The sequence below is a fragment of the Streptomyces sp. NBC_01335 genome, from assembly GCF_035953295.1.
Lineage (GTDB): Bacteria > Actinomycetota > Actinomycetes > Streptomycetales > Streptomycetaceae > Streptomyces.
The window spans coordinates 433629-460475 of sequence record NZ_CP108370.1; the positions used below are offsets into that span (position 1 = coordinate 433629).

Annotated in this window: 29 protein-coding genes; 16 read left to right on the plus strand and 13 right to left on the minus strand. The window is 72.5% G+C overall.

Annotated features, from left to right (window positions below; genetic code table 11):
- The first annotated feature begins 125 nt into the window (after positions 1–125).
- From OG599_RS01815 to OG599_RS01830, 4 genes are all read left to right on the plus strand, one after another.
- Positions 126–878: a phosphatase PAP2 family protein gene (locus OG599_RS01815; protein ID WP_327174133.1), complete on the plus strand. Its 753-nt coding sequence runs from the start codon at positions 126–128 to the stop codon at positions 876–878.
- A gap of 19 nt (positions 879–897) precedes the next feature.
- Complete coding sequence (locus tag OG599_RS01820; RefSeq protein WP_327174134.1) at positions 898–1611, plus strand: HAD family hydrolase; 714 nt, start codon at positions 898–900, stop codon at positions 1609–1611.
- Between the two features lie 90 nt (positions 1612–1701).
- Positions 1702–1887, plus strand: coding sequence for a hypothetical protein (locus tag OG599_RS01825; protein ID WP_327174135.1), 186 nt, complete (start codon positions 1702–1704; stop codon positions 1885–1887).
- Positions 1888–1943: 56 nt separating this feature from the next.
- A complete protein-coding gene (locus OG599_RS01830; RefSeq protein WP_327174136.1) occupies positions 1944–2459 on the plus strand; it encodes a GNAT family N-acetyltransferase in 516 nt (171 codons plus the stop codon).
- Positions 2460–2644: 185 nt separating this feature from the next.
- Here the strand turns inward: OG599_RS01830 and OG599_RS01835 are convergent, their stop codons facing one another.
- On the minus strand, positions 2645–4138 hold the full coding sequence (locus OG599_RS01835; RefSeq protein WP_327174137.1) for an LVIVD repeat-containing protein: 1494 nt from the start codon (positions 4136–4138) through the stop codon (positions 2645–2647).
- Between the two features lie 178 nt (positions 4139–4316).
- On the opposite strand from OG599_RS01835, the gene OG599_RS01840 reads away from it, so the two are divergent.
- Positions 4317–4979 carry a DUF305 domain-containing protein gene (locus tag OG599_RS01840; RefSeq protein ID WP_327174138.1) on the plus strand — a complete coding sequence of 221 codons (663 nt, stop codon included), beginning with the start codon at positions 4317–4319 and terminating at the stop codon, positions 4977–4979.
- Positions 4980–5019: 40 nt separating this feature from the next.
- Here OG599_RS01840 and OG599_RS01845 read toward each other — a convergent pair whose 3' ends face one another.
- From OG599_RS01845 to OG599_RS01860, 4 genes are all read right to left on the minus strand, one after another.
- Positions 5020–5358: an ArsR/SmtB family transcription factor gene (locus tag OG599_RS01845; RefSeq protein ID WP_327179900.1), complete on the minus strand. Its 339-nt coding sequence runs from the start codon at positions 5356–5358 to the stop codon at positions 5020–5022.
- A 145-nt stretch (positions 5359–5503) separates the two neighbouring features.
- Positions 5504–6355, minus strand: a complete 852-nt coding sequence (locus OG599_RS01850) for a class I SAM-dependent methyltransferase (protein ID WP_327174139.1) — start codon at positions 6353–6355, stop codon at positions 5504–5506.
- A gap of 110 nt (positions 6356–6465) precedes the next feature.
- Positions 6466–7563: an NADH:flavin oxidoreductase/NADH oxidase gene (locus OG599_RS01855; protein WP_327174140.1), complete on the minus strand. Its 1098-nt coding sequence runs from the start codon at positions 7561–7563 to the stop codon at positions 6466–6468.
- A gap of 191 nt (positions 7564–7754) precedes the next feature.
- Positions 7755–8159: a hypothetical protein gene (locus OG599_RS01860; RefSeq protein WP_327174141.1), complete on the minus strand. Its 405-nt coding sequence runs from the start codon at positions 8157–8159 to the stop codon at positions 7755–7757.
- A gap of 264 nt (positions 8160–8423) precedes the next feature.
- On the opposite strand from OG599_RS01860, the gene OG599_RS01865 reads away from it, so the two are divergent.
- The 4 genes from OG599_RS01865 (at position 8424) to OG599_RS01880 (ending at position 12421) form a co-directional block, all read left to right on the plus strand.
- Entirely contained in the window at positions 8424–9512 is a 1089-nt protein-coding gene (locus OG599_RS01865; protein WP_327174142.1) for a WD40/YVTN/BNR-like repeat-containing protein, read from the plus strand.
- A 95-nt stretch (positions 9513–9607) separates the two neighbouring features.
- The gene (locus tag OG599_RS01870) at positions 9608–10285 is read left to right on the plus strand and encodes a uracil-DNA glycosylase (protein ID WP_327174143.1); all 678 of its coding nucleotides are present in this window, start codon (positions 9608–9610) and stop codon (positions 10283–10285) included.
- The gene (locus OG599_RS01875) at positions 10270–11364 is read left to right on the plus strand and encodes an N-acetylglucosamine kinase (RefSeq protein WP_442809653.1); all 1095 of its coding nucleotides are present in this window, start codon (positions 10270–10272) and stop codon (positions 11362–11364) included. Before OG599_RS01870 ends, OG599_RS01875 begins: the two co-directional genes overlap by 16 nt.
- 133 nt (positions 11365–11497) lie before the next feature.
- Complete coding sequence (locus tag OG599_RS01880) at positions 11498–12421, plus strand: sirohydrochlorin chelatase (RefSeq protein WP_327174145.1); 924 nt, start codon at positions 11498–11500, stop codon at positions 12419–12421.
- Positions 12422–12525: 104 nt separating this feature from the next.
- On the opposite strand, the gene OG599_RS01885 is transcribed toward OG599_RS01880, so the two are convergent.
- The 4 genes from OG599_RS01885 to OG599_RS01900 form a co-directional block, all read right to left on the minus strand.
- On the minus strand, positions 12526–13587 hold the full coding sequence (locus OG599_RS01885) for a lactonase family protein (protein ID WP_327174146.1): 1062 nt from the start codon (positions 13585–13587) through the stop codon (positions 12526–12528).
- 187 nt (positions 13588–13774) lie between these two features.
- Positions 13775–15247, minus strand: coding sequence for an FUSC family protein (locus tag OG599_RS01890; protein WP_327179901.1), 1473 nt, complete (start codon positions 15245–15247; stop codon positions 13775–13777).
- A gap of 284 nt (positions 15248–15531) precedes the next feature.
- Complete coding sequence (locus tag OG599_RS01895) at positions 15532–16419, minus strand: helix-turn-helix transcriptional regulator (RefSeq protein ID WP_327174147.1); 888 nt, start codon at positions 16417–16419, stop codon at positions 15532–15534.
- A gap of 172 nt (positions 16420–16591) precedes the next feature.
- Positions 16592–17347, minus strand: coding sequence for a DUF4232 domain-containing protein (locus OG599_RS01900; RefSeq protein ID WP_327174148.1), 756 nt, complete (start codon positions 17345–17347; stop codon positions 16592–16594).
- Between the two features lie 421 nt (positions 17348–17768).
- On the opposite strand from OG599_RS01900, the gene OG599_RS01905 reads away from it, so the two are divergent.
- From OG599_RS01905 to OG599_RS01925, 5 genes are all read left to right on the plus strand, one after another.
- Positions 17769–18785 carry a zinc-dependent alcohol dehydrogenase family protein gene (locus OG599_RS01905; RefSeq protein WP_327174149.1) on the plus strand — a complete coding sequence of 339 codons (1017 nt, stop codon included), beginning with the start codon at positions 17769–17771 and terminating at the stop codon, positions 18783–18785.
- 78 nt (positions 18786–18863) lie between these two features.
- Positions 18864–19274 (plus strand): (R)-mandelonitrile lyase, encoded by a 411-nt coding sequence (locus OG599_RS01910; protein ID WP_327174150.1) that lies wholly within the window; start codon positions 18864–18866, stop codon positions 19272–19274.
- 117 nt (positions 19275–19391) lie between these two features.
- Positions 19392–20432 carry an NAD(P)-dependent alcohol dehydrogenase gene (locus OG599_RS01915; protein WP_327174151.1) on the plus strand — a complete coding sequence of 347 codons (1041 nt, stop codon included), beginning with the start codon at positions 19392–19394 and terminating at the stop codon, positions 20430–20432.
- 142 nt (positions 20433–20574) lie between these two features.
- Positions 20575–21057: an Lrp/AsnC family transcriptional regulator gene (locus OG599_RS01920; RefSeq protein WP_327174152.1), complete on the plus strand. Its 483-nt coding sequence runs from the start codon at positions 20575–20577 to the stop codon at positions 21055–21057.
- A 361-nt stretch (positions 21058–21418) separates the two neighbouring features.
- Complete coding sequence (locus OG599_RS01925; RefSeq protein ID WP_327179902.1) at positions 21419–22699, plus strand: serine/threonine-protein kinase; 1281 nt, start codon at positions 21419–21421, stop codon at positions 22697–22699.
- Between the two features lie 33 nt (positions 22700–22732).
- On the opposite strand, the gene OG599_RS01930 is transcribed toward OG599_RS01925, so the two are convergent.
- Entirely contained in the window at positions 22733–23725 is a 993-nt protein-coding gene (locus OG599_RS01930) for an aldo/keto reductase (protein WP_327174153.1), read from the minus strand.
- 130 nt (positions 23726–23855) lie between these two features.
- Between OG599_RS01930 and OG599_RS01935 the strand changes: the two genes are divergently transcribed.
- Positions 23856–24416 (plus strand): DNA polymerase ligase N-terminal domain-containing protein, encoded by a 561-nt coding sequence (locus OG599_RS01935; RefSeq protein WP_327174154.1) that lies wholly within the window; start codon positions 23856–23858, stop codon positions 24414–24416.
- 47 nt (positions 24417–24463) lie between these two features.
- Here OG599_RS01935 and OG599_RS01940 read toward each other — a convergent pair whose 3' ends face one another.
- The 3 genes from OG599_RS01940 to OG599_RS01950 form a co-directional block, all read right to left on the minus strand.
- Positions 24464–24964, minus strand: coding sequence for a hypothetical protein (locus OG599_RS01940; protein WP_327174155.1), 501 nt, complete (start codon positions 24962–24964; stop codon positions 24464–24466).
- A 66-nt stretch (positions 24965–25030) separates the two neighbouring features.
- Positions 25031–25540 carry a DinB family protein gene (locus OG599_RS01945; protein ID WP_327174156.1) on the minus strand — a complete coding sequence of 170 codons (510 nt, stop codon included), beginning with the start codon at positions 25538–25540 and terminating at the stop codon, positions 25031–25033.
- Between the two features lie 210 nt (positions 25541–25750).
- The gene (locus tag OG599_RS01950; protein ID WP_327174157.1) at positions 25751–26341 is read right to left on the minus strand and encodes a TetR/AcrR family transcriptional regulator; all 591 of its coding nucleotides are present in this window, start codon (positions 26339–26341) and stop codon (positions 25751–25753) included.
- 111 nt (positions 26342–26452) lie between these two features.
- Here OG599_RS01950 and OG599_RS01955 point away from each other — a divergent pair, with 111 nt between their 5' ends.
- Positions 26453–26833, plus strand: a complete 381-nt coding sequence (locus OG599_RS01955; RefSeq protein ID WP_327174158.1) for a DUF4267 domain-containing protein — start codon at positions 26453–26455, stop codon at positions 26831–26833.
- The last annotated feature ends 14 nt before the right edge of the window (positions 26834–26847 follow it).

Here is a 26847-nt window from a genome sequence, read left to right on the forward strand (position 1 = left end):
GGTCCCGTAAGCCCTGGTGGATGCGCGACGAAGCCACGGCACCTGGGCCGTGTCCGGCTGGATCCCGCCGTTCGGTGCGGGGCCGCGTCCGCCGGAAAGCAGGCGGTTTCGGCGAGGATCGGCACATGTCCTCTCCCGCCCGTCCCCCGGCGCGGCCTTCCAGGCCGGCGACGGTCACGCGCGCCGTGCGGACCGGGGCGGTCTGCGGCGCGCTCGCCCTCGTGCTGCTGGTCATGGTGGCCACGGCCTGGACACCGCTGACGACGCTGGACCACGCCGTCGCCGAAGGACTCCACCGCCGTGCCGTCACCCGCCCCGGGGAGGTCCGGGTCGCCCGGGTGCTGACGGACTGGGTGTGGGATCCGTGGACCGCGCGCGCCCTGATCGCGGTCGCCGTCGTGGCGCTGTGGTGGCGCGGGGCCCGGATGCTCGCCGGCTGGATCGCGGCGGCCATGCTCTTCTCCGCCCTCCTCCAGCAGGGCATCAAGGCGGCCGTGGGCCGGGACCGCCCGCACTGGCAGGACCCGGTGGACTCCGCGCAGTACGCGGCGTTCCCATCGGGCCACGCGATGTCGGTGACGGTGGCGGGCGGCCTGCTGCTGTGGCTGCTCTGGCGGGCGCGGCCGGCAGCGGTGCTCCGCGACGCCGCGGTCCCGGTGGCCCGCGTCTCCTGGGCGTGCGTCGCTCTGGCGGCGGTCTCGGTGGTGGGCGTCTCCTTCACCCGCGTCTACCTGGGGGTGCACTGGCTCTCGGACGTGGTGGCCGGGGTGCTGCTCGGGGTGAGCGTGGTGGCGTTCTCGGTCGCGGGTCACACGGTGGTCCGCGCCCGGTCGGGCGGCGGCCGGGACCGGGCGGGGAATTTGTCACACCGATCCTGAGCGCGGCAGGATCGGCCCCATGACGATCAAGGGCGTGCTCTTCGACTTCTCCGGGACCCTCTTCCGCATCGAGTCGGTCTCCTCCTGGCTCCGCGCGGTCTTCGACGAGCAGGGCACGAAGACCGACGAGGAGAGCTTCGACCGGTACGTGCGGGAGCTGGCGGAGGCCGGAGCACTGCCGGGCGGGCCGAGCCCCGTGCGCGTACCGGCCGCGCTGGCCGAGGCGTACGCGGCGCGCGACGAGAGCGCCGCGCTGCACCGCGCCGCGTACTCGGGGCTTGCGCGCGAGGTCGAGCTGCCCGGCGAGGGGACGCACGACGCCCTCTACGCGCGCCACATGTCGCCGGACGCCTGGCTCCCCTACCCGGACGCGGCCGAGGTGCTGCGCGGTCTGCGGGCGAACGGCACGGCGGTCGGGGTGGTCAGCAACATCGGCTGGGACCTGCGCCCGGTCTTCCGGGCCCACGGGCTGGACGAGTTGGTGGACACGTACGTCCTCTCCTTCGAGCACGGTGTGCAGAAGCCGGACGTGCGGCTCTTCCGTACCGCCTGCGAGCGCCTCTCCCTGCGTCCCGAGGAGGTGGTGATGGTCGGTGACGACCGTCACGCGGACGGCGGCGCCGCCGCGCTGGGGTGCGGGGTGCGCTTCGTGGACCACCTGCCGGTGACCGAGCGGCCGGACGGGCTGCGGCGTCTGGGGCTGGTGGCACAGGCGGGTGGCGAAGCGGTGTGAGGCACGTCGGGTGTGAGGTGCGCCGGGGTGTGAGATGTCCCGCCCGCTCTGCGGCCGGATCGCCGGATTCGGGCCCGTAGCCTGGTGGACATGTCCCGTCCTTTCACTCCGTCCCGTTCCGTCCGTCCTGCCGCGGTGATCAACCAGGAGATCCGCGATCTGCTGCAGCGCTCGGACGGCCCCGTGCTGTCCGCCTCGGACGAGGCGACGTACCAGGGGCTGCTGGTCGAATGGGCCGCCGCGACGGGGACGAGCGCCCGGCGGACGGCGGCCTGAGCCGTCGGCCGGGCCCGGGCGCACCCCCACGTCGGGCCTGCTGCGATGATTCCGGGATGAACGACCGGCCTGCTCTCCGCACCCTGCGCCTCCCCGGCGCCGAAGTCTCCGCCGCTCACGGCCTCACCGCCCTCCTCACCGCCTACCATCTGCGCACGGAGGAGGAGAAGGGTCTGGAGGTCACGCGTCCGGAGGACCTTCCCGAGCGGTATCTCTCCGAGATCCGGTCACCGGCCACCGCGTTCGCCGGTGACCTCGTCCTGCTGGCCCTCGACGACGAGACCGCCGTGGGGTGCGCGATCCTGACCGCCCCCGACGGCGACGGGCGCTCGGAGATCAAGCGGCTGTGGGTCGGCCCCGCCTTCCGTGGCGGCGGTGTGGCGTCCGGTCTGCTCCGGGAGGCGCTCGCCGCGGCCGAGGGGAACGGCGTCCGCGCGGTGCGGCTCTCCGTCTGGAACTGGCGGGCCGGCGCGATCGCGTTGTACGTCCGCCACGGCTTCGCCGCCGTCGAGTCCTGGGAGGACCGGCGCGAGCTCGTCTGCATGGAGCATCCCCTGAGCTCCGGAAGCTGATCTGACTCCGGCGATCCCCTGCGCCGCCGGAATCAGCGGGTCCAGCATCGCCCCGCACCGCTCACCGGTCAACGCATTACTCCGTCCCCGCCGCGTGCCGGGCGACGCGGTGCGGTCCGCCGGGTCTGGACCCGGCGGACCGCGTGACGGCTGCTTCTCCTGTGCGCCACCGATGTGGCGGCAGGTCAGCGGGCGAAGTAGTCGGGCTGTGTCTGGACGTTCAGCTCGTCGGTCCGGACCCGCTTCGCGGGGTCGGTCCGACGGTCGTGCAGGGCGAGGACGTCCAGGCCCTTCGCGATGTCGTTGGAGTAGATGTAGCCGTTGTAGTAGTACGCCGACCAGGGTCCTGCCGTGGTGACGGCGTCGAGGTTGACGGGGCCGCGCTCGAAGTAGGCGATCTCCTCGGGCTTGCTGGAGTCGGTGAAGTCCCAGACGGAGATGCCGCCCTGGTACCACGCCTGGACCATCAGGTCCCGGCCCTTGACCGGGATGATCGAGCCGTTGTGGGCGACGCAGACCTCGACGTCGGCCTGGTAGCGGCCGATCTTGAAGTAGTTGCGGAAGACGAGCTTGCGCTGGTCGCCCTTGCCGACGATGTCGTAGATGCCGTCGGCGCCCCGGTTGGGTCCGGTCCGCTCGTTGCAGGTGGCCGCGCCGCCGCCGCCGAGCTCGTCGGTGAAGACGACCTTGTCGGCGTCCTGGTTGAAGGTGGCCGAGTGCCAGAACGCGAAGTTCACGTTGTCCTGCACCCGGTCGATGATCTTCGGGTTGGCCGGGTCCTTGAGGGAGAACAGCAGGCCGTCACCCATGCACGCGCCCGCCGCGAGGTCCTCGGAAGGCAGCACGGTGATGTCGTGGCAGCCGGTGGTCTTGGCGACACCGGGGTTCGCCGGGGCCCCCGGGTTGCCGCCGTCCGGGAAGAGCACCGGGAAGTTGACGATCCGGGCCTCCTCGGGCGCCTTGCGCGGCACCTTGATGACGGAGATGCCGTCGTGCGGCGGTTGGCAGTCCGGGAACGCCTCGTTGGGCGAGTACGAGGACACGTACACGTACACGTCGTTGCGCTTCGGCACGATGGTGTGGGTGTGCGAGCCGCAGGCCGTCTCGACGGAGGCGACGTACTCCGGGTGGCGCTTGTCGCTGATGTCGAAGACCTTGATGCCCTCCCACGAGGATTTCTCGGTGGCGGGCTGGGTGGTGCTGGCACAGGAGTTGTCGTTGCGCGAGGAGTCGGTGGAGAGGAAGAGCAGGTCCCCGGAGACCGAGATGTCGTTCTGCGAGCCGGGGCAGAGCACCTGGGCGACGGTCTTCGGCTTCTTCGGGTTGCTGATGTCGAAGATGCGGAAGCCGTCGAAGTTGCCGGCGAAGGCGTACTTGCCCTGGAAGGCCAGGTCCGTATTGATGCCCTGCAGCGCGTCCTTCGGCACGTTGACGAGGTGCTCGATGTTGTCGCTGTGGACGATCTCGTCGACGCCGGGTATGTCGCCGCTCGCGATGGCCGCCTCGGCCTGGGCGCGGGTGTCGGACGACACGGTCGCGGCCGCGCTCGTGGTGGTGTCGCCGGGTTCGGGTGACGCGACGGCGCTGGTGGCTGTCAACAGCGTCGCGAGGAGTCCGGCCGTGGCGGCTGCCACGCCCAGTCGTCTCCGTCGCACGCGGGTGGTGTGCAACAAGGTCACTTCTTCCTCCCTTGATGCCGTTCGGGGTCGAACGGTTCTCGGTCCCCCGGAAGTATGGCTTATTCCATGTACACATCAACAGTTGGCAACAGAGACGTAATGAATGATTTTGATCAACGTGGCGCGGAAGCATGCTAGTTGTTGGTCATCAACACTCCCCCGGGCAACGGAGGCCGCCGTGCTGTTCGACCGACAGACGTTCCGCCCGCGCACGGCGGCCCTGGCCGTGGCCGTGATCGCCGCCGTGTCCGTACTCGCCCTCTCCTCGTGCGACGCGGACGACGACACGTCGTCCCGCAAGACCACGGGCCAGAGCGTCGTCGCCCCCGGGAAGCCCGGCGAGAAGGCCAGAACCCTCACGGCGGAGGAAGCACGGAAGGAGGCGGTCACCGACACCCCGAACTCCGCCGACTTCCAGTACGTGCAGAGGATGATCCACCACCACCAACAGGCCCTCGTGATGACGGATCTGGCCGCGCAGCATGCCACTTCGCCCTCGGTGCGCCGGCTCGCGGAGCGCATCTCGGCCGGGCAGAAGCCGGAGATCGAGGCCATGCGAGGTTGGCTGAAAGACAACGACGGCGAAGAGCGTGCGGCACACGATCACGCCGCGATGCCCGGCATGGCGACCGAAGCGCAGCTGGCGCGCCTGAAAGCCGCGCGGGGCAAGGCGTTCGACCAGCTCTTCCTCACCCTGATGATCACCCACCACCAGGGGGCCATCACGATGGCCACGGCGGCTCTCACCGACGGCAACAACGTCCGGGTGGAGGAGATGGCCACCGACGTCGCCGCACAGCAGGCCGCGGAGATCGACCGGATGCGGGCGCTGCAGGCCTGACCCGGCGCCGGGAGGAGAGTGCTCGCGCCCGCCGTGCGCCCTACCGTGCCGGTCGGGGACCCGGAAGTCGTGCGGCTTCCTCGCCGGCCGCCCGCAGGACGCTGTCGAGCAGGCCGGGGAAGAGCTTCTCCAGGTCGTCGGCGCGCAGTTCGTTCAGCTTCGCGGTGCCCCGGTAGATCTGGTGGATGACTCCGCTCTCCCGCAGCACACGGAAGTGGTGCGTCAGGGTGGACTTGGCGACCGGGAGTTCGAAGTACGAGCAGGCCAGCCCGGCCGAGGCGACGGCCATCTGCCGGACGATGCGGAGCCGTATCGGATCGGACAGAGCGTGCAGCACGTGTTCGAGCCGGATGTCGTCCAGCGCGGGATGGGCGAGCACACGGGCACCGCCGGCCGCCGTAAGGCGCCCCCGGGTGAGGGAGGCGGCAGGGACGACGGTGTCGCTGGCGGGGGTCACGGTGGGCTCCACTTCGTCCGAAGGTCTCCATGGTACGAAAGCCGCGGGGGCGGCCACGCGGTGCGGGTCATCGCGCGGTGGCCACCACGAGCCGGGCCCGTGGGCTGCCGTCCGGGCGCGTGCCCAGGTCCGTCAGGGGGCTCAGGCGCACCGAGAATCCGGTGGCCGCGAGGTCGGTGAGCACGTCGGGCAGCCGGAACGTGCGGTAGTACATGACGAAGCGCGGGCGCCACAGGGCGTTGCGCACGCGCATCGCCGCATCGAACCCGAGGAGCGTCCAGTACGCGCGCGAGCCCAGGGCGGGCGGGGCGCCCACCGGGAAGACGAACTGTCCGCCGGGCCGGAGCGAGGCGTGCACCTGGGCGAAGAGCGCGGGGCGTTCACGCGGCAGGAAGTGGCCGAACGCGCCGAGGCTCAGCGCGAGATCGAAGGCCGGCGCGAAGGGCAGGGCCCTGGCGTCGGCCCGCACCCAGTCGACCACGGGGCCGGGCTTGACTGCCGGGGCCTCCGTTGCTCCTGCCTGGGCCTCCACACCTCCTGCCTGGGCCTCCGCGCCTCCCGCCGGGGTCTGGCTCGCTCCGGCCGCGGCCTCGGTCCTTCCGCCCGGGTCCGCCGTCGCATCCGGCAGCGAGGACCGGGCGACGGCGAGCATGCCCGCGCTGAAGTCGACGCCGGCGACCCGTTCGTGGCACACCTGGCGCAGCACGCCGATGCCCGCGCCGGTGCCGCAGCAGACGTCCAGCCCGCGGGCGAACGGACCGAGCGGCCGGAGTCCCCCGGTCACCGCGTCGAGGACGCGGTCCGGGGTGCGGTAGGGCGAGTGGTCGAATTTCGGGGCGAGCAGGTCGTACCCGCGCTCGGTCGAGGAGAGCGCCTGGACGGCGAGTTCACGGAAGGTGGGGCCCTGTGTGGTAGGCATCGCGGCCAGCCTACCGAGGAGCCCGCCTCTCCCCCGGCCTCCGCGCCTGCCGGGAGGTGCGGACGGGGTTCCCCGGCCCGGCGGTGCGGGCCGGGGAATCCTCGTACGGGTCAGACCGAGCGGCCGTACTGGTTCGGGACCCGGACCTCGCCGCCCAGTTCGCGCGCGGCGCTGCGGGCGAAGTAGGGGTCGCGCAGCAGTTCCCGGCCGATGAGGACGGCGTCGGCCTGCCCGTCGGCAAGGATCTTCTCGGCCTGCACCGGCTCGGTGATGAGGCCGACCGCGGCGACCGGCAGACCGGTCTCGGTGCGGACGCGCTCGGCGAAGGGGACCTGGTAGTCGGGGCCCACGGGGATCTCGGCGCGGGGCGCGTTGCCGCCGGTGGAGACGTCGAGCAGGTCGACGCCGTGCGCCTTGAGGTCGCGCGCGAAGCGGACCGTGTCGTCGCCGGTCCAGCCTTCGCGGGGGTCGTCCGCGTTCTCGGTGAGCCAGTCCGTGGCGGAGATGCGGAAGAAGAGCGGCAGCTCCTCGGGCCACACCTCCCGTACCGCGTCCACGACTTCGAGCGCGAAGCGGGTGCGGTTCTCGAAGGAGCCGCCGTAGGCGTCGGTGCGGTGGTTGCTGTGCGGGGAGAGGAACTCCCCGATCAGGTAGCCGTGGGCGCCGTGGATCTCGACGACCTGGAAGCCCGCGGCGAGCGCACGCCGAGCGGCGTCGGCGAACTGCCGCACCACGTCCTTGATCTGATCCACCGTCAACTCAGTGGGGACGGGGCTCCCTTCGTCGAACGCCAGCGGGCTGGGCCCGAGAGGCTGCCAACCGCCGTCCGCCTCGGACACCGCGCCGCCACCGAGCCAGGGCGCGTCGGTCGACGCCTTGCGGCCGGCATGTCCGAGCTGGACGCCCGAAATCGTCCCCTGGGCGGCCAGGAAGGAGGTGATCTTCCGGAACGCCACCACCTGGCGGTCGTTCCAGATGCCGAGGTCGGCGGGGCTGATACGGCCCTCGGGGCTGATCCCGGTCGCCTCCACCAGGATGAGCCCGGTGCCGCCGACCGCACGGGAGGCGTAGTGCGCGAAGTGCCAGTCGTTGGGTACGCCGGCGTCCGGGCCGGTCGGTGCCGCGCTGTACTGGCACATCGGCGGCATCCAGACGCGGTTGGGCACGGTCACCGACCGCAGGACGTAGGGCTCGAACAGGGCGCTCACGCCGGACTCCGTTTCGCTGGCACACGACTGCGCCGCCGGGCGGGAGGCGCCGACGACGTTAGTACGAGATCCACCGTACTACGACGATCGGCGAACTAAGGAGGGGGCCTTACGGCGTTCATACAGCCGTTCACGCAGGGACGCGTGCAGCGGTTCACCCAAGGGGCACGTTTCCGCGCCCAGCCCCAGCCCTACCCCTCACCCCTCAGCCGTCGCCGCAGGGTGATCGGCGTCGTGGCGTCGTAGACCTGCGTCCAGCTCCGCCCACCCCCGGACGTCCAGGTGACATGGACGCTCGCCCCGTCGCCCCTGGCGCTCTCCACGGTCATCACGCGGGGGCCGTCCCGCACGTCACCCCGGAGCAGCTCGCCCGCAGTCACGGTGACGGGGCCGGCCGGACTGGCGCGCTCCACCAGGTCGGCGGCGGCGAGGAGCGCCGCCGCCAGTTCCCGGGCCGCCACCGGGGTGCACCCGAGGTCGAGGCGTCCGTCCGGGGCCACGATCCTCAGCCCGACCCGGAGCGGATCTCCCGGAGTGTCGGGCTCCACATCCCAGGCCGCCGTACGCCCCTCGGCATCCTCGAACCCGCTGCTCATCCTGGTGCTCCACTCCCGCTCGGGGGCCGCGCGATCTGCGTACCGGGCCCGCCCGGGCATTCCAGCACATCCGCCGCATCCGCCACATCGGTACGTCCGGGCCGCGCGGCCGCCCCGGGCGCCCTCGCCTCGCCGCCGCGCACCCACCACCGCGCACGCCACCACCGCCCAACGCCCCACCGGCCCGGCGGTCGCCCAGCCGTCCGCGTGCGGGTGCAAACTGGCGCACATCCGGTAACTACGGCGTTTTCTGGAGGTTCGGCCATGACCGATGTTCTGCTCACGGTGGGCACGCGCAAGGGACTCTTCATCGGGCGCAGGCACGGTGGGACCTGGGAGTTCGGCGCCCCCCATTTCAACGCGCAGGCCATCTACTCGATCGCCGTCGACACCCGGGGCCCGGCGCCACGGCTCCTGGTGGGCGGGGACAGCTCGCACTGGGGGCCGTCCGTCTTCCACTCGGACGACCTCGGCGCGACCTGGGTGGAGCCCACCCGGCCCGCGGTGAAGTTCCCGAAGTTCACCGGGGCGTCCCTGGAGCGCGTCTGGCAGTTGCAGCCGGCCGGGCCGGAGGCGCCGGACGTGGTCTACGCGGGAACCGAACCCGCCGCCCTGTTCCGCTCGGAGGACCGGGGCGAGTCCTTCGAACTGGTCCGGGCACTCTGGGAGCATCCGACGCGTTCGCGGTGGGTGCCGGGCGGCGGGGGCGAAGGGCTGCACACCATCCTCACCGACCAGCGCGACCCCCGGGCCGTCACCGTCGCCGTCTCCACGGCGGGCGTGTTCCGGACCAGTGACGGGGGCGAGAGCTGGGAGCCCGCGAACAAGGGGGTGTCAGCGGTCCATCTGCCCGATCCGGAGCCGGAGTTCGGCCAGTGCGTCCACAAGGTCACCCGCGACGCGGCCGATCCGGACCGCCTCTATCTGCAGAACCACTGGGGCGTGTTCCGCAGCGACGACGGGGGCGGCCGGTGGACGGACATCGGGGCGGACCTGCCGTCCGACTTCGGGTTCGCGGCGGTGGCTCATCCCCGCCGGGGCGGGACCGCCTACATCTTCCCGATCAATGCCGACATCGACCGGGTACCCGCACAGCACCGCTGCCGCGTGTTCCGTACCACGGACGCCGGTGCGAGCTGGGAGCCGCTGTCGCGGGGGCTGCCGGAGGGCGACCACTACGGAACGGTGCTGCGCGACGCGCTCTGCACGGACGGCGCCGACCCTGCGGGGATCTACTTCGGCAACCGCAACGGCGAGGTGTTCGCCAGCGCCGACGACGGCGACACCTGGACACAGCTCGCCGCGCATCTGCCGGACGTGCTCTGCGTCCGGGCCACGACCCTGGCGCCGTGACCGCGCGACGCGTACCGGCCGCCGGCACCGCTGGGCGGCAGGCGTTCCGACCGGGCAGTTGATCGTTCCGGTCGTTCGCCCAGTAGAGTGCGCGCGTGGCAGCACGACCGTTGAACGAAATCATCGAACCCGGCTGGGCCGAGGCCCTCGAACCGGTGGCCGGGCGCATCGCGGCCATGGGCGACTTCCTCCGTACGGAGATAGCCGCGGGTCGCACGTACCTGCCGTCCGGCGCGAACGTCCTGCGGGCGTTCCAGCAACCCTTCGCCGACGTACGGGTCCTGATCGTCGGTCAGGACCCGTATCCGACGCCGGGTCACGCGATCGGGTTGAGTTTCGCGGTGGCGCCGGACGTGCGTCCGGTGCCGGGAAGCCTCGACAACATCTTCCGCGAGATGCACAGCGACCTCGGACTGCCCCGGCCGTCCAACGGCGACCTGACGCCCTGGGCGCGGCAGGGGGTGCTTCTCCTCAACAGGGCGCTGACCACGGCGCCGCGCCGTCCGGGCGCCCACCGCGGCAAGGGCTGGGAAGAGGTCACCGAGCAGGCGATCCGGGCGCTCGCCGCGCGCGGCACCCCGCTGGTCCCGGTGCTCTGGGGCGCGGACGCGCGCAGGCTGCGACCGCAACTGAGCGCCTACCCGGCCATCGAGTCCGCGCACCCCTCCCCGATGTCGGCCGACCGCGGCTTCTTCGGCTCGCGCCCCTTCAGCCGGGTCAACGAGTTCCTGGAGCGCCAGGGGGCGCAGCCGGTGGACTGGCAGTTGCCGTGACGCCGGGCGCCGAGGCGTACGTGGTCGGGGTGGACTCCGGCGGGTCCGGGCTCCGGGTCGCGCTCGGCACTGTCGACGCCGCCGTCCCCGCTGCCACGACCGTCTGCCCGGAGCCCGTGCGTACCGGCTCCGACGGCATCGACGCCGATCACCTGCTGGGCCAGCTCCTTCCGGCGATCGAGCGGTTGACCCGTGACGTCACCGGTGCACGGGCGTCGGGCGGAGGCGTGCGCGTCGCGGCGCTCGCGGTGGGGGCCGCCGGGATGGCGACCTTGGGCGACGATCTGCGCGCGCGGCTTCCGGGGTCGCTGGCCGCCTCGCTCGGAGCACGGTTGCTGGCTCTCGCGGCGGACGGGGTGACCGCGTACGCGGGCGCGCTGGGGCAGCGTCCGGGCGCCGTCGTCGCGGGCGGCACCGGAATGATCGCCCTCGGCACCGACCTCGGCACGTGGCGGCGGGCGGACGGCTGGGGTCATCTGCTGGGCGACAGCGGGGGCGGCGCGTGGATCGGCCGCGAGGGCCTGGACGCGGCGCTGCGCGCGCACGACGGCCGGCGTGGCGGCTCTCACGCTCTGCTGGCGCGGCTGCGGGCCGTGTTCGGTCCGGCGGCCGGACTGCCCGCCCTGCTCTATCCCCGCGACGACCGGCCCGCGCTGCTCGCGTCGTTCGCGCCCGAGGTCGCCGCGTGCGCCGAGGAGGACGCCGTCGCCGGGTCGATCCTGCGCCGCGCGGCCGCGCACATCGCCGAGTCGGCCGCTGCCGTGTGCCCACGGGCGGAGGGCTCGGGAACCCGGGAACGCACCACGGAGTCCGGAACCCGGGAACGTACCACGGGTTCTGGTGGGGAGGCCGCCGAAGTAGCTCTTACGGGTGGCCTGTTCCGGATGGGCGATCCGCTGCTCGGGCCGCTGCGTGAGGAGTTGGGGCGGCTGCTGCCGAACGCGTCCCTGGTGCCCGCCGCCGGAGATCCGCTCGCCGGTTCGCTGCTGATCGCACGGGCTCTGGCCAGGTCGGATCTTCGGTTGCCCCGCCATCCGACCCTGCTGCACGTCGTAGGCGACGGCCTCGGAGGCAGCTGAGGAGCAGCCGTGAGGGCCAGACAGAGCGGGGCAGTTGACCGGAATGTCACCCATCGGACATAAACGGACAGATGACGCCCTGCTGGACCCTCCCTGAACGAGGGGGCAACCAAAACCAGTAGCATGCGGCGCCATGAGCACCCCCACTGGGCCCGCTTCCGGCCTGCCTGTACGAATGCCGCGACCTCGCCAGTCCGGACGGCACCGCCGCCCGGAGCCCGTGGTCGCACCCGAGGGCGCTGCCGCGCTCGTTCTCGCCGTTCCCGGCACCCCTTCCTCGGTCTCCCGCAGCGTGGCCCAGGAAGTCATCAGCATCGCCCGCTCCGAGCTGCCCGGCCTCAACGCGGTCATCGGCTACCTCGAAGGCGACGACGAGGAGTTCCCGGCGCTCGCCTCCGTGCTCGCCCAGCAGGCCACCGAGCGCGTCGCGGCGTACGAGCGGGCCACCGCCGTGGGCCGCGAGGTCCCGGCGCCCGAGGGCCCGTCCGCCGTCGTGGTTCCGCTGCTCGCGGGACCCGACAGCGCACTGATCCGCCGGATACGGCAGGCGGTCATGGAGAGCGGCACGCAGGTCGAGCTGACCGACGTACTGGGTCCGCACCCGCTGCTGGCAGAGGCGCTGCACGTGCGGCTGTCGGAGGCCGGTCTGGCGCGTGCCGACCGCGCCCGGCTGTTCACCGTCGCCACCGCCGCCGACGGCATCGTGCTGGCCACGGTGGGCGGCGACGAGGCCGTGAAGGCCGCCGGGATCACCGGCATGCTGCTGGCCGCGCGGCTGGCCGTACCCGTGATGGCGGCGGCGCTGGACGTGGAGGGCTCGGTGTCCTCGATCGCGGACCAGCTGAAGAACGCGGGTTCCGTCCAGCTCGCGCTGGCGCCCTACCTGGTGGGTCCCGAGGTCGACACGGGCCTGCTGGACGCGGCGGCGAAGGAGGCGGGCTGCGCGACGGCCGAGCCTCTCGGCGCGTATCCGGCGATCGGCAAGCTCGTGCTGTCCCTGTACGCCTCGGCGCTCGGCATCTCCCCGGCGATGCCCCAGGGCGTCCCGGCGCACTGATCGCGCGCCCCTGACAGCACCGTGCGGTACGTACCCGCCTCGGAGGGGGTACGCACCGCACGGTGCTGTCGGATGCCGACTCGGGCTCGGACCCGAACTCGGGCTCAGGCTCGGACGAAGAGGACGCAGGAGGCCGCCGGGGCGTCGATCGTGCCCGCGTGGCGCGGCACTCCGGTCTCCTGGTCGACGGCGAACCAGCTGACGTCTCCGGAGCGCTCGTTGGCCGCGTAAAGCCACTGCCCGGTGGGGTCGAGTGCCAGGTCGCGCGGCCAGTTGCCGCCGCAGGGGACGGACGCGACCAGCTGCGCCTTCTCGCCCGTCTCGTCCAGGGTGAGCACGGAGATGCTGTCGTGCCCCCGGTTGGCGGTCCAGACGAATCGTCCGTCGAGCGAGACGACGACCTCGGACGGGTACGTGCGGTCCGGGGCCCCGGACACCTCCTCGGGCAGCACCGGAACCTCGTGCAGCGGCTCCAGGACGCCCGAGGCCGCGTCCCAGCGGCAGACGGTGAGGGTCGGCTCCAGCTCGTTCAGTACGTAGGCGTGGCCGCCCGCCGGGTGGAAGGCGAGGTGGCGGGGGCCGGTACCGGGGCGCAGCGCGGTCTCCCCGTGGGGACGCAGTTCGCCGGTGACCGGGTCGACGGCGCCGACGTACACCGAGTCGGCGCCGAGGTCCACGCTGAGCAGCCAGTCGCCGGACGGGTCGGGCAGCACCTGGTGGGCGTGCGGTTCCGTCTGCCGTTCGGCGTCGGGTCCGCTGCCCTGGTGCGGCTCGACGAAGACGGCGGCGCGCAGCGATCCGTCCTCCCGGAGCGGCAGCACGGTGACGCTGCCGGAGCCGTAGTTCGCGGTGACCAGGTGGTTCGCCGCGAGGGTGAGGTGGGTCGGTCCGTCGCCGTTCACCGAGCGCAGGCAGCCGCCGATGAGCCGGGGCACCTCTCCGGTGATGTCCAGAGCGGCGGCCGCGCCCTCGGACGCCTCGCTGACGGCGTAGAGGATCGTGCCGTCGGCCGACGCCACGAGGAACGACGGGTCGGGGACGGTGTCGGTCGAGCCGACCACCGTGAGCGCGCCGGTCTCCCGGTCCACCTCCGCGACGGTGATGCCCTGCCCGCCCGCGGTGGTGAAAGACCCTATGAACGCCCGCCCGGCGCTGTTGCCGCTCATCGCGCTACCCCTCTTGCCCGTACCTGGTTTTTTCGGTGCGGGCCGTGCGGTCCGCCCGGCCGACGGTAGCAGGGACTCGGCGCCCGACAGGGCCCGGCACGGGCCGGTCCGGTGGCGGGGCGGCGGTCCGGGGCGCTCGTGGCACTCGTGCGGTGGGCCCCGGACCGGAGGGGTACGGCTCGGGCGCTCAGGCGCCGGTCGGCACCGGCCCGGTCCGCCGCAGCGGAACGGCGAGCTCGTGCAGGGCCTGCTCCAGCGCGTGGAGGTGGGCGAAGACGGGTTCGGTCTCCCGCGCTCCGGGCGCGACGGGGGCGGCGTGCCGGTGGCACCGGTCCGTGGCCGGCGGTTCGGTGAGCGCCTCGACGGCGGCCTCCACCCGCCAGCAGGCGGCGGCGAGCCGGGCGTCGTGCGAGGCCTCGGGGTCGGCGGCGACCGAAGCGAGCCCGCGTACCTCGCGGGCGCAGCCGTCGAGCAGGGCGAGCACCTGGCGCGCCCGCTTCTTGCGTGCCTTCATCGGGCTCAGCGGGTGGACGAGCGGTGCCAGCGAGAGCCGCACCCGGCCGAGGATGGCCTCCAGCTCGGCCACCAGGGGCGCCGGGTCGGCGTTCGGGCCGCCCGCGAGGCGGGCCGCGGCCTCGGCGGTGCAGGCGTGCACGCAGCGCAGCGCCCGCTCCACCCACGCGTCGGTCACGGAGTGCGTGGTCACCGGGAGGACGAGCAGGACCGCCAGGACGGCACCGAGCGCGCCGACCGCCGTCTCGCCCACCCGCAGGGCGAGGAGTGCCGGGTCGAGCACGCCGAGGAGCCCGTACAGCATGCTCGCCATGACGGTCACGCCGAGCATCATCCAGGTGTACGAGACGGCCGCGGTGTAGAAGATCACGAAGATGCTCAGCGCGACGACCACCGCTGCCGCGACCGGCTGGTCGTGCAGCGGTACGGCGACGGCGAGGCCGATCCCGATGCCGAGGACCGTCCCCAGGACACGCCTGAAGCTCCGCACCACGGTCTCCCCGCGCGAGGTGGTGGCCACGAACACCCACCAGGTGGCGCCCACGGCCCAGTACCACCGCTGGTCCGACAGCACCTGTCCGACCGCGAGGGCGAATCCGGCGCCGGCCGCCGCCTGCACGGCCTGTCGCGTGGTGATCCGCGCGAGTCCGGCTCCGCCGGCCGGGGCGGGCACGGCCGCCGGTGCCGGCAGCCGTCGCTCGTAGCACCAGACGCCGAACCGGACGGTGGCCGCGGCGGCCACCGAGAGCAGTACGGCTCCGTACAGTTCCGGGATCCGGGCCGGCACGGCGTGCAGGAACTGCGCCATGAAGCAGGTCATGAAGGCGAACACTCCGAGCGAGTGCCCGCGCGGACCCCACCTGCGTGCGTACACCCCGCCTCCCACGGCGGCGAGGAACAGCAGGTCCCGGGCGATGGGCACGGTGTGCAGGGCGCTCGCGAGCACCAGCACCGGCAGCCCGACGACGGGCAGCAGCGCGGTCGTCACGGCCTGCCCGCGCACCGTGGGATCGCCCACCGTGAACAGGGCGAGCAGCGCGGACAGGCCGCCCGCGACCATGGCCACCAGTGAATGTCCGGTGATCCCGCACAAGGCGACGGCCAGCCCGATACCGAGCACGGCCCTCCCCGCGAACCGCAGCCGCATCCGCCCGGGATCCGGTGCCACGAACGCCCTCCTCAGCACGTCGCCCGCCCTTCCTTCCGTCGTCCATCTGTATGAGCGCACGAGAAAGGCGCTGCGGAGCCCCTGTGGGGTTCCGCAGCGCCATCGCTCCGCACATCTCACCATCGACCCGGCCGACGGTTCAATCGAAGGCGAAAAGGGTGGTCCATTGGCACAGGTTCTCGCCGTGGCGCTGGGCCAGGGCAGAGCCAACGGATCACCGCAGGGCGTACATGCCGGCCAGGGCCGTCGACGCGGGTACGGCGTCAGCCGGTGGACGGAGTCCTCGGTGCGGCGGCCTCCTGGGTGGCGGCCCAGGAGGCGAGCAGGCGCAGGCCCTCCTCGGAGGGGGAGCCCGGTTCGGCCGTGTAGACGGTCATGGTGAGTCCGGGCTCGGCGGCCAGTTCGAGTACGTCGTAGGCGAGGGTGAGTTCGCCGACCACGGGGTGGCGGAACCTCTTGGTACCGGTCCCGTGGCGGCGCACGTCATGGGCACCCCAGCGGGTGCGGAAGTCCTCGCTGCGGGTGGACAGTTCACCGACGAGGTCGTGCAGGTCCTTGTCGTGGGGATCGCGGCCGGCCTCGCGGCGCAGGATGGCGACGGCCATGTCGCCGAAGAGCTCCCAGTCCGGGTAGAAGGAACGCGAGGCCGGGTCGAGGAAGTTGAAGCGGGCCAGGTTGCCCTGGTTGGCCGGGTTGGCGAGGAGCTCGCCGTAGAAGGCGCGGGCGAGCGGGTTGGCGGCGAGGATGTCCGCCCGGCCGTTGCACACGACCGCCGGCCCCGCCGTGATCGCGTCGAGGGTCCACTGCAGGCTCGGGTGCGGACTCCACCGGCGGCCGGCCCGCCGCCGGGGACGCGTCAGGGCGTCGGAGCCGTCGGCGGCCTGGGCGAGGTGGAGCAGGTGGGCGCGCTCGGCGTCGTCCAGGTGCAGCGCCCGGGCGACGGATTCCAGCACGGCCGGGGAGACGCCCGCGAGGTTGCCCCGCTCCAGCTTCGCGTAGTACTCCACGCTCACGTCGGCCAGGGCGGCCACCTCGCTCCTGCGCAGTCCCGGCACCCGCCGCCGCGACCCGCCGGGCAGCCCGGCGCGCTCCGGGGTGATCTTCGCTCGCCGCGAGGTCAGGAACTCGCGGACCTCATCACGGTTGTCCACACCACGACGATACGGCCTGCTCCCCGGGGAGGGGACCTGCGGCCGGTCCCCACGTCCCGGCGGGCGCCTCGCCTGTGACCTGCGCTTCTTCGCGGGGCGCCCGCCCGCCGACGGGTGCCCCGCGGCTCCGCACCGGGCAGGAGCGGCCGGTCGAGGCTGCGGGAGGGACCGGTCAGAGCTGGTTGATCGGCCGCATCGCCAGGCCCTCGGTACCGGCCCAGCCGTTCACCCGTGCCGCGTCGTCGTAGGAGACGGAGTCGAGGCCGTCGGGCAGGTCGAAGACGAGCGTGCCGCCCAGTTCGGTGCCCTCACCGGCGACCAGGGTGGCAGTGAAGCGGTCGGCCTGGTCGTACTCCGCCTCGCCGCCCTCGTCGTTGCCGAAGACGTACAGCCCGGCGTACGCCTTGCCGTCCCCCGCGACGACGAGGGGTTCGCTGTCCGGCTCTTCGAGGGTCGCCACGGCCGGGGCGTCGTCACCGGCCCCGAGCCGTACCAGCGGGGCCTCGCTGAGGACGCACGGCGCCTTGCCGCCGTTGGTGACCGTCAGCAGGAAGTGGCGAGGGGTCTCCCCGGACGCGTCCTGGAGCTCGACCGCGGTGGTGAGCCCGGTGACCCGGCAGTCCTGGTACTCGGTGCCGTTGCCGCCGCCGGTTTCGCCGCTGTCTCCGGCCGGCTCGGCACTCGCGGTGCCGCTCCCGGTACCGGTGGTCCCGGTGCCGGAGTCGCCCGAGGGCGCGTTGCTCTTCGGCGTGGTCGCCCCGGCCGACCGCCCGGCCGACGCGGAGCCCGAGGGTCCGGCGGCCTCGTCGTCACCCCCGGAGGACTGGCAGCCGGTGGCCGCCAGCAGGGCCGCGGCCACGGCCGCCCCGACGAGGATGCCGCGCGGGCTCCGGCGCGCCGAACCGGCCCCGTCCGTCTTCGAGTTCATGCCGTTCCCCTACTCCCCCGAGACCGGCCTCCAGGGCCGGCCGTCCGCAAGCTACCCGCCCATGGTGAAGGTGACCGATCGGCCGGTTCACGCGTAATCCGGGTCTGTTACAGCCCTCGCACGAACCGGGCACCTTGGCGTGACCATGTCCAAGCGGTGCGGGCGGCAGCGGTCCGTCCGGCCGGCCGGACGCGGAGGGGTGTACCGCTGGTACACCCCTCACTGGTAACTCGCTCGGCGCCCGGGAAACGGGTTACCTGGAAGACGTGGCACTTCCTGGCCGTGGCGCGATGGCGCGACGGCCCGGCTTGTCCGCGAGGGACGCACGCGACGTCGGCGAAGACGCCGCCGAGTGGCGCCCCCGGCAGTTCGTACGGGCACCAGAGGCCCCCCCCCAGAACGTTACGTAAGGAACCCCCTCATGCGCGGCGCAGTGATTCACGCCCCCGGCGACGTCCGTTTCGAGACCCTCGCCGACCCGAAGATCCTCCACCCCACCGACGCGATCATCCGTACCGCGGTGTCGTGCGTGTGCGGCTCCGACCTGTGGGCGTGGCGTGGCCTGGAGCCGGTCGGTGACCCGCACCCGATGGGGCACGAGTACGTCGGTTTCGTCGAGGAGGTCGGCAGCGAGGTCACCTCGGTCGAGCCGGGCCAGTTCGTCGTCGGTTCCTTCGCGACCTCCGACAACACCTGTGCCAACTGCCGCAACGGCTTCCAGTCGAACTGCCTGCACCGGGAGTTCATGAGCACCTGCCAGGCCGACTACGTCCGCATCCCCAACGCCCAGGGCACCCTGGTCGCCACCGAGGAGATCCCGGACGAGAAGTACTGGCCGAGCCTGCTGGCCGTCTCCGACGTCATGGGCACCGGCTGGTGGGCCGCCGAGGCGGCCCAGGTCCAGCCCGGCTCCACCGCCGTCGTCGTCGGTGACGGCGCCGTCGGCCTCTCCGCCGTGATCGCCGCGAAGGAGATGGGGGCCGGACGCATCATCGCCATGTCCCGCCACGCCTCCCGTCAGAAGCTGGCCCTGGAGTTCGGCGCCACCGACGTCGTCACCGAGCGCGGCGACGAGGGCATCGCCCGGATCAAGGACCTCACCGGCGGCATCGGCGCCGACAGCGTGCTGGAGTGCGTCGGCACCGCCGAGGCCATGCGGCAGGCGCTGCACTCGGCCCGCCCCGGCGGCAGCGTCGGTTTCGTCGGGGTCCCCCACGACGTCTCCGTCGACGGCCAGGAGCTCTTCTTCTCCCACGTGGGCCTGCGCGGCGGCCCCGCCCCCGTACGCCGCTACCTGCCCGACCTCATCGACCGCGTCCTGACCGGCCGTATCGAGCCGGGCAAGGTCTTCGACCTCACCCTCCCGCTCGACCAGGTCGCCGAGGGCTACCGGGCGATGGACGAACGCCGCGCGATCAAGGCGCTCCTCAAGCCCTGACCGTCCCGCCCCGGGGCCGTCACGCGATCACCGCACCCCGTACACGCACGTCCACACCGCGAGGAAGAGGGAACGATCATGCAGATCACCCGGAGCTCGATCACCACCGCCAAGGGTCCCGCCGAATGGTTCACCGGTGACGTCTACATCGACGCCGTCGCGGCGGCGCCCGCGCCGTCCCGGGTCACCGCGAACCTGGTGCACTTCATGCCCGGCGCCCGCACGCACTGGCACAGTCACCCGCTGGGCCAGACCGTCTTCGTCACCGAGGGCGTCGGCCTGTGCCAGCGCCGGGGCGGCCCCGTCGAGATCATCCGTCCGGGCGACCGCGTACTGTTCGAGGCGGGCGAGGAGCACTGGCACGGCGCCGCACCCGACCGGCTGATGGTCCACGTGGCGATCAACGAGGGCGACGCCGACCACGCCGTCGTGCACTGGCTGACCCCCGTCACCGACGAGGAGTACACCGCCACCCCGGCGGCCGGCTGACACCCGCCCGACCAGCTGGGGTCTTCGTTCGGGCCGGGCCGGGCTCGCGGGGTCCCGTGCCGCGTCCGACCCGGACGAAAGACCCTGGACCACCACCGCAGGACAAGGAATCCCCCCATGCTCGTCAACGCCTACGCCGCCCCCTCCGTGGGGGAGCCGCTGGTGCCCACCACCATCGAGCGCCGTGCCGTCGGCACCAACGACGTACTCATCGCGATCCAGTACGCCGGTGTCTGCCACTCCGACATCCACACCGTCAACGGCGACTGGGGCCCCCAGCCCTTCCCCGTCGTTCCCGGTCACGAGATCGTCGGCACGGTGGTCGAGGCCGGCACCGGGGTCACCCGCCACCGGGTCGGTGACCGCGTGGGCGTCGGCTGCATGGTCGGTTCCTGCGGCAGTTGCGCGAACTGCCTGGCCGGCGAGGAGCAGCACTGCCGGACCGGCATGGTCCCCACCTACGCGGGAACCGACCGCGACGGTTCCACGACCCAGGGCGGCTACTCCACCCACGTCGTCGTGGACGCCGACTACGTGCTGTCCGTGCCCCAGAGCCTGGACCCGGCCGCCGCCGCCCCGCTGCTCTGCGCCGGCATCACCACCTACGCCCCGCTGCGCCGCTGGGGCGCCGGACCGGGCAAGAGGGTCGCCGTCGTCGGTCTCGGCGGTCTCGGGCACATGGCGGTCAAGATCGCCCACGCCCTGGGCGCCGAGGTCACGGTGCTGTCGCAGTCGCTGAAGAAGCAGGAGGACGGGCTGCGGCTCGGGGCCGACCACTACTACGCGACCTCCGACCCGGAGACCTTCTCCCTGCTGGCCGGCCGCTTCGACCTCATCGTCAACACCGTCAGCGCCGACCTCGACATCGACGCCTACCTCGGCCTGCTGACCCTCGACGGCACCCTGGCCAACGTCGGCGCGGCCCCGGGCCCCTTCACGGTGAGCGGGTTCCTCCTCGGCAGCGGCCGGCGCAACCTCACGGGTTCCATGATCGGCGGCATCGCCCTGACCCAGGAGATGCTCGACTTCTGCGCCGAGCACCGGATCGGCAGCGAGATCGAAGTGATCTCCGCCGACCAGGTCAACGAGGCCTACGCGCGTGTCCTCGCCTCCGACGTCCGCTACCGCTTCGTCATCGACACCGCCACTCTCGCCTGATCCACCAAACCGGACCCGATCGCGAAGCGCTGTGCCATCGGCCCAGCGCTTCGCGGTTTCCAGGGCCGTACGGCTCAGACCTGCCGGGCGGACCGGGATAGGCTCGGGCACCGTACCCACCCTCCGAGAAGGCAGGCGCACCATGGCGGTGGACGCTCTCGACACCCGTATCCTGCGGCTCCTCATCGAGAAGCCGCGTACCAGCGCGCGGGAGCACGCCCGCATCCTGGGCGTGGCCCGGGGCACGCTCCAGGCCCGGATGGACCGGCTGGAGCGGGACGGTGTGATCACCGGTACCGGCCCCGTCCTCTCCCCCGCCGCCCTGGGTCATCCCGTGCTCGCCTTCGTCCACCTGGAGGTGACCCAGGGGCACCTGGACGAGGTGGGGGACGCGCTGGCGGAGGTTCCGGAGATCATCGAGGCGTTCTCGACCACCGGCGGCGGGGATCTGCTGACCCGGGTGGTGGCGCGCGACAACGGCCATCTGGAAGACGTGATCCAGCGGCTCATCCAGCTGCCCGGCGTGGTGCGGACGCGGACCGAGGTGGCGCTGCGCGAGCGGGTGCCGCACCGGGTGCTGCCGCTGGTGGAGGCGGTGGGCCGGACGGCCTCGGTACGCGGCTGAGCGCCGGCCCCCGGGTGCGCGGCCCCGGACCGCCCGGCGGCGCACCGGCCGTCGGGCCGCCCGTGCGCCGAACGTACGCCGCACGCCGGTCACTTGCCGCCGGTCGTGCTGTCAGGGGCGTCGCGGCCCGGGCACCGGGCCGCCGCCGGGTGCCCGGAGAGGTACCGGAACTGACCGGCCGTAACATCGGGTCCACCGGACAGATATCCTGATCATCGCCGCGAGCCCCGCCCCGTCCCGCTCCTCGTGAGCACGACCCGTGCGTCGCCCCGGCTGACGCAACGGGCCACAATTCGAGATAGGTGTACAGGTGCTGGTAGCTGATCGGTACCGGTTGGTGTCCCCCATCGGTCGTGGTGGCATGGGCGAGGTGTGGCGGGCGACGGACGAGGTCCTCGGCCGCGCCGTCGCCGTCAAGCTGCTGCTGGGGGACCGGGCCGACTCCTCTTCCACCGCACGTTTCCGGCTGGAGGCGCAGACGGCCGCCCGGCTGAGCCACCCGCACCTGGTGGCGGTCTTCGACTTCGGTACCTGGGAGGACCGCCTCTATCTCGTGATGGAGCTGGTCGAGGGGCGCAGCCTCGGCGACCTGCTGTCGGCGCAGGAGAGCGTCCACCCCGAGCAGGTGGCGCGGATCGCGGGCGATGCCGCCGCCGGGCTCGCCGCCGCCCACCGGCAGGGTGTGGTGCACCGCGACATCAAGCCGGGCAACCTCATGCTGGACGCCGAAGGCTCCGTGAAGATCGGTGACTTCGGGATCGCCCAGTTCGTCGACGATCCGTCGACGGCTCTCACGACGGCCGGCCAGATCGTGGGGACGAGCCTGTACCTGGCGCCGGAGCGGGCGCTCGGCCGGACGGCGGGCGCCGACTCCGACATGTACTCCCTGGGCTGCGTCATCTACCACCTGCTGCTGGGCCGCCCGCCCTTCCGCTCGGACACCGCCGCCGCCACGCTGTACCAGCATGTCGACACTCCGCCCGTACCGCTGCGGGACCATGGCGTCGACATCTCGCCGGCCTTCGACACGTATCTCCTGAGCCTGCTCGCCAAGAAGCCCGAGGAGCGGCCGACCGCGCAGGAGGCGGCCGACTGGTTCCGTACGGCGGGGTGGCGCGGGAGCAATGAGCCGCAGAGAACGGCAGGCGGGTCGCGCTCCGCCGCGTCGGCGGTCACCTCCACCGACGCGGGCGGTCCGGGGCACCGGACCGGGGCGTCCGGGGGACGGCGACGGGCCGCGCCGCCGGTGACCCGGGCGGCGCCCCGGGCGGGGAGCCGCTCCGGCAGCCGGGCGGCGGGCCGGGGTGCCGCGAAATCCGGCGGTCGCAGGCTCGCCGCGAGCGAGGCCATCCGGCGGCGCCCCCGGGTGGCCAGCGCGGTGGCGGGCTCGATCGCGTTCGTGGTGGCCGTCTATCTGGGCACGGTGATCTTCGCGCCCGACTCCGGCTCCGCCGTGACCCCGGGGCCCGGCGCCTCGCAGGGCGTCACCCCCCAGGGCGAGGGCTCTCCGGCCCCCACCGCGTCCGACACCCGCGGCGGCGGGCAGCAGGACTCCGGCGGCGAGGACGGGCAGGGCGGCGGAGACGGTCAGAGCAACGAGGACGGGCAGGGCGGTGGGGACGGGGACGGGGACGACGACTGAGCGTCGCCCCGGTCCCGTACCGATGCGCGTGGACTACCAGCGGTCGTGCACGCCCGCGCGGATGCGTCGGTCGTAGAGGTCGCGCACCGCGTCCAGGGTCGGCTGCGGCAGCGGGGCGAGCGCGGCGGCGGCCGCGTTGGCACGGGCCTGGTCCACGGAGCGTGCTCCGGGGATGACGGTGGTGACGCCGGGCTGCTGGATGATCCAGCGCAGCGCGGTCTGGGCGGGGGTGGCGCCCTCGGGGGCGAAGCCGGAGAACTCTGCGGCGGCCTCGATCCCGGTCGTGTAGTCGATGCCGGAGAAGGTCTCGCCCTGGTCGAACGCCTCGCCGTGGCGGTTGAACGTCCGGTGGTCCTCGGGGGCGAAGACGGTCTCGGCCGTGTACCGGCCGGAGAGCAGGCCGGAGGCGAGCGGGACCCGGGCGACGATGCCCACACCGGCGGCGAGGGCGGCCGGCAGGACCTTCTCCAGCGGCTTCAGCCGGAACGGGTTCAGGATGATCTGCACGCTCGCCACTCCGGGGCGGGCGATCGCGGTGAGGGCCTCCTCGCAGGTTTCGACGCTGACCCCGTAGGCGGCGATCCGCTGCTCGGCGACGAGGGTGTCGAGCGCGTCGAAGACGGCGTCGGTCGCGTAGACGCTGGTGGGCGGGCAGTGGAGCTGGACCAGGTCCAGGGTGTCGACGCCCAGATTGGCGCGCGAACGGTCGTTCCAGGCGCGGAAGTTGTCCAGTACGTAGTTCTCCGGGACCTGGGCCTCGCGGCGCCCCATCTTGGTGGCGACGAAGACGCCGGCGTCCGGCCGGTCCTTGAGATAGCGGCCGATGAGCTGTTCGCTGCGGCCGTCGCCGTAGACGTCCGCGGTGTCGAAGAAGGTGACGCCCGATGCGACGGCCGCGTCGAGCACGCCGAAGGCTTCCTGCTCGCCCACCTCGCCCCAGTCCGCTCCGAGCTGCCATGTTCCCTGTCCGACGACCGATACGTCACGGCCGGTCCTGCCGAGAGTGCGCTGTTCCATGGAGATCATGTTATTGCGCCGCCCCGCACGGCCGATCCGGTACGGGGGTACCCGCCCGCCATGCGGCCGTGCGGGTGGGGCCGCACAGTGGAGGGAGGAGCGGAACGGCCCGCCTCGGGGACGACGGAGGGAGCCCGGCATGCAGGACGAATCCGTACCCCCGCTGCCGCGCTTCGTCGTGCAGATCCACGCGGCACGGCGCATGCACTTCGACTTCCGTCTGGAGGTCGACGGCGTACTGCGGTCCTGGGCGGTCCCGCAGGGCCCCTCGGACAACCCCAGCGACCGGCGGCTGGCGGTCCCCACCGAGGACCACGCACTGGAGTACCGCGAGTTCGAAGGGGTGATCCCGCCGGGAGAGTACGGCAGCGGCACCGTCATCGTCTGGGACCAGGGCACCTACGTGCCGCTCGGCCACGACGAGCACGGGGCCCGGGTGCCGTTCGCGGAGTCCCTGGAGCGCGGCCACGCCACGTTCCGGCTCGTCGGCGAGAAGCTGCGGGGCGAGTTCGCGCTGGTCAGGTTCCGTACGGGCGAGGAGCCGGGCGGGCACGGCCAGGAGGCGTGGCTGCTGATCAAGGCCAAGGACGAGCAGGCGGTACGGGACCGGCCGGGCACCCCCGATCCGTACCACGCACGCTCCGCCCGGACCGGGCGCACCCTGCACCAGGTCTCGGCCGCCGAGGCCCGTCGGGACTGAAGGCGCCGTCCGGCGGATCAGGGGCGGTCTCGCGTCGAACGGAGCCATCACACCGCCGGCTCGTCGTTCGGCTCCGCTCCTGACCGGCTGACCACGTTCAAGTCGAGCGCGCAAGCCCGGCCGATCGCGGCATACAGGATGAGCGGGAGTTCCTTGTCGGCCTGACCGACCGCCAGCGCGAGCCAGCGATCGCCGTCGGGAAGCGGCCACACCCGCATGCTCACGACCTGTTGGCTCAGGTCGTCGAGCGGCTCGGGCACCGACTCACCGTCCAGGGCGGCGCTGAGAAACGGTCCGAGATCCACGACGAACGCATCGCCCCACCGGGTCGTCAGCCGCGCTGCCAGGTCGTCGAGGCATGCCATCAGTCCGGCCTCGGCCTGGACCCAGGCCCGCCCGTCGTCATCGTCCCAGAAGTCCCGGCTGACCTGCAGTACGCGAATATGATGCTGTGGTCCCCCGCTCCCGGTGGCGTCGGCACAAGGTGCCTCGGGGAACGGCTCCACGACCAGTGCGTCGATCGTCGAGAGGTGCTCCTGAGTGGTCATGGGCGCAGAACAGGTCATGTTCTGAAGGTAGCGCCGTCCGCCCGGAGGCGGACAGCTCGCGCGGACTCAGGCGCCCACGGTCCCGTCGACACCTTCACGCAGCAAGTCCGCGTGCCCGTTGTGGCGGCCGTACTCCAGGAGTACGTGCGTCATCACCATCCGCAGCGACACCTCCTCGCTCCATCGTGGTTGATACCCGGCCCGGTCCAGGGACTCCGCCTCCCGCTCGATACGGCGCGAGTTCTCCACTTCGGCATCCCAGGCCGCGAACGCCTCGGCCCTGGTCGACGTACTGGCGTCGTACGCCGCCTGGAAGTCGATCGTGTCGGACCAGACCATGGGCGCGTCGTTGTCCTCGAACACTCGGCGGAACCAAGCACGTTCCACCTCCGCCATGTGCCGCACCAGACCGAGCAGTGAGAGCGTGGACGGCGGCATCGACTGCTGCCGCAGCTCCTCGTCGGTGAGCCCTTCGCACTTCATGGCGAGTGTTGCGCGGTGGTAGTCGAGGAAAGCCCGCAGCGTGTCGCGTTCGCTGCCAGAACTGGGCGGCCCTGTGCGGTTGTCGCCGGTCATGTCCGTACTCCTCATTCATGCCTGTGTCGAAGGCCAGTATCCGATCCCGTCTACCGTCCCCGTACGAGGGCCGTCGACCGGGCCTGATGGTGCCCACAAAGGTGGCCGGACATAGGAAGGAAAGGGCTCGGTGGCCCCCAAGGAAAAGGCTCGGTGGCCCCCGCAGCCGCGACCACCCCTGGGAATCGACCGTTCAGGGGAATCGACCGTTCAGGCCGCGTCCGAGCCGGGGGCGTCGGCGAACCGGTCGACGAGGAAACCGAGGCGCGCTTCCTGGTACTCCTCGGGGATGCGTCCGCTCTCCGAAAGGACGGCCATGCCGTGCAGCGCACTCCAGACGACTTCGGCGGTCAGTTCGCGCAGTGCGTTGTCCGGGCGGAAGCAGCTGACGAACTCGGCGAAGGTGGAACGCAGTTGGGTCGGGGTTTCTGCGTGCGCGAACTTCACGTCGGTCGGCATGACGAACATGGCCCGGTAGAGAGCGGGCCGTTCGGCGGCGAACTCCAGATAGGCGTGGCAGAGGGCGCGCAGGGAGGACCGCGGCCCGGGATCGGCCGTCCGGGCGCGGCGCAGGTGGGCGGTGAGCTCGTCGAAGCCGTCGAGCGCGACGGCTTCGACGATGGCCTCCTTGCCGCTGAAGTGGCTGTACAGCACGGGCTGGCTGTACTCGACGCGCTCGGCGAGCCTGCGCGTCGTCACGGCCTCCCACCCTTCGGCCTCGGCGAGTTCGCGGGCCGCTGTGACGATGAGCCGGTGGCGTTGGGCGCGTTCGCGTTCACGGCGTTCTCTGATGACGGACATGAAGACATCCTAGCAACGCTAGACATCCTGCCGGAGATATCACTATCGTCGACACGACTACTAGCGCCGCTAGGCAACCGGCCTGCGGCTGCCGCCGAGGGGGAACCAGCCATGCTCACCACCATCGCCAACGTGCTCGCCGGACTGATCGGCGCGGGCATCGTCCTCATCGGCGTTCTCGGGATCGTGGCGCCGCGGGGCTCGGTCGGGTTCGGCATCCCCGACACCCCGGCCGAGAGCCCGAGCTTCCACGCCTGGCTGACCGTCAAGGCCGTACGCGACCTGGCCTGCGCGCTCTTCCTCTTCATCCTGCTGGCCGCCGGCCCGACCCAGCTGTTGGGCTGGTTCATGCTGGCCGCCGCCTGCATCCCCGTGGGCGACGCGACGATCGTGCTGCGCGCCGGCGGGCCGAAGGCGGCCGCCTACGGCATCCACGGCGCCACCGCCGCGGTGATGCTGGCGGTCGGCGCACTCCTCCTCGTCGCCGCCTGACCGATGACCGCCTG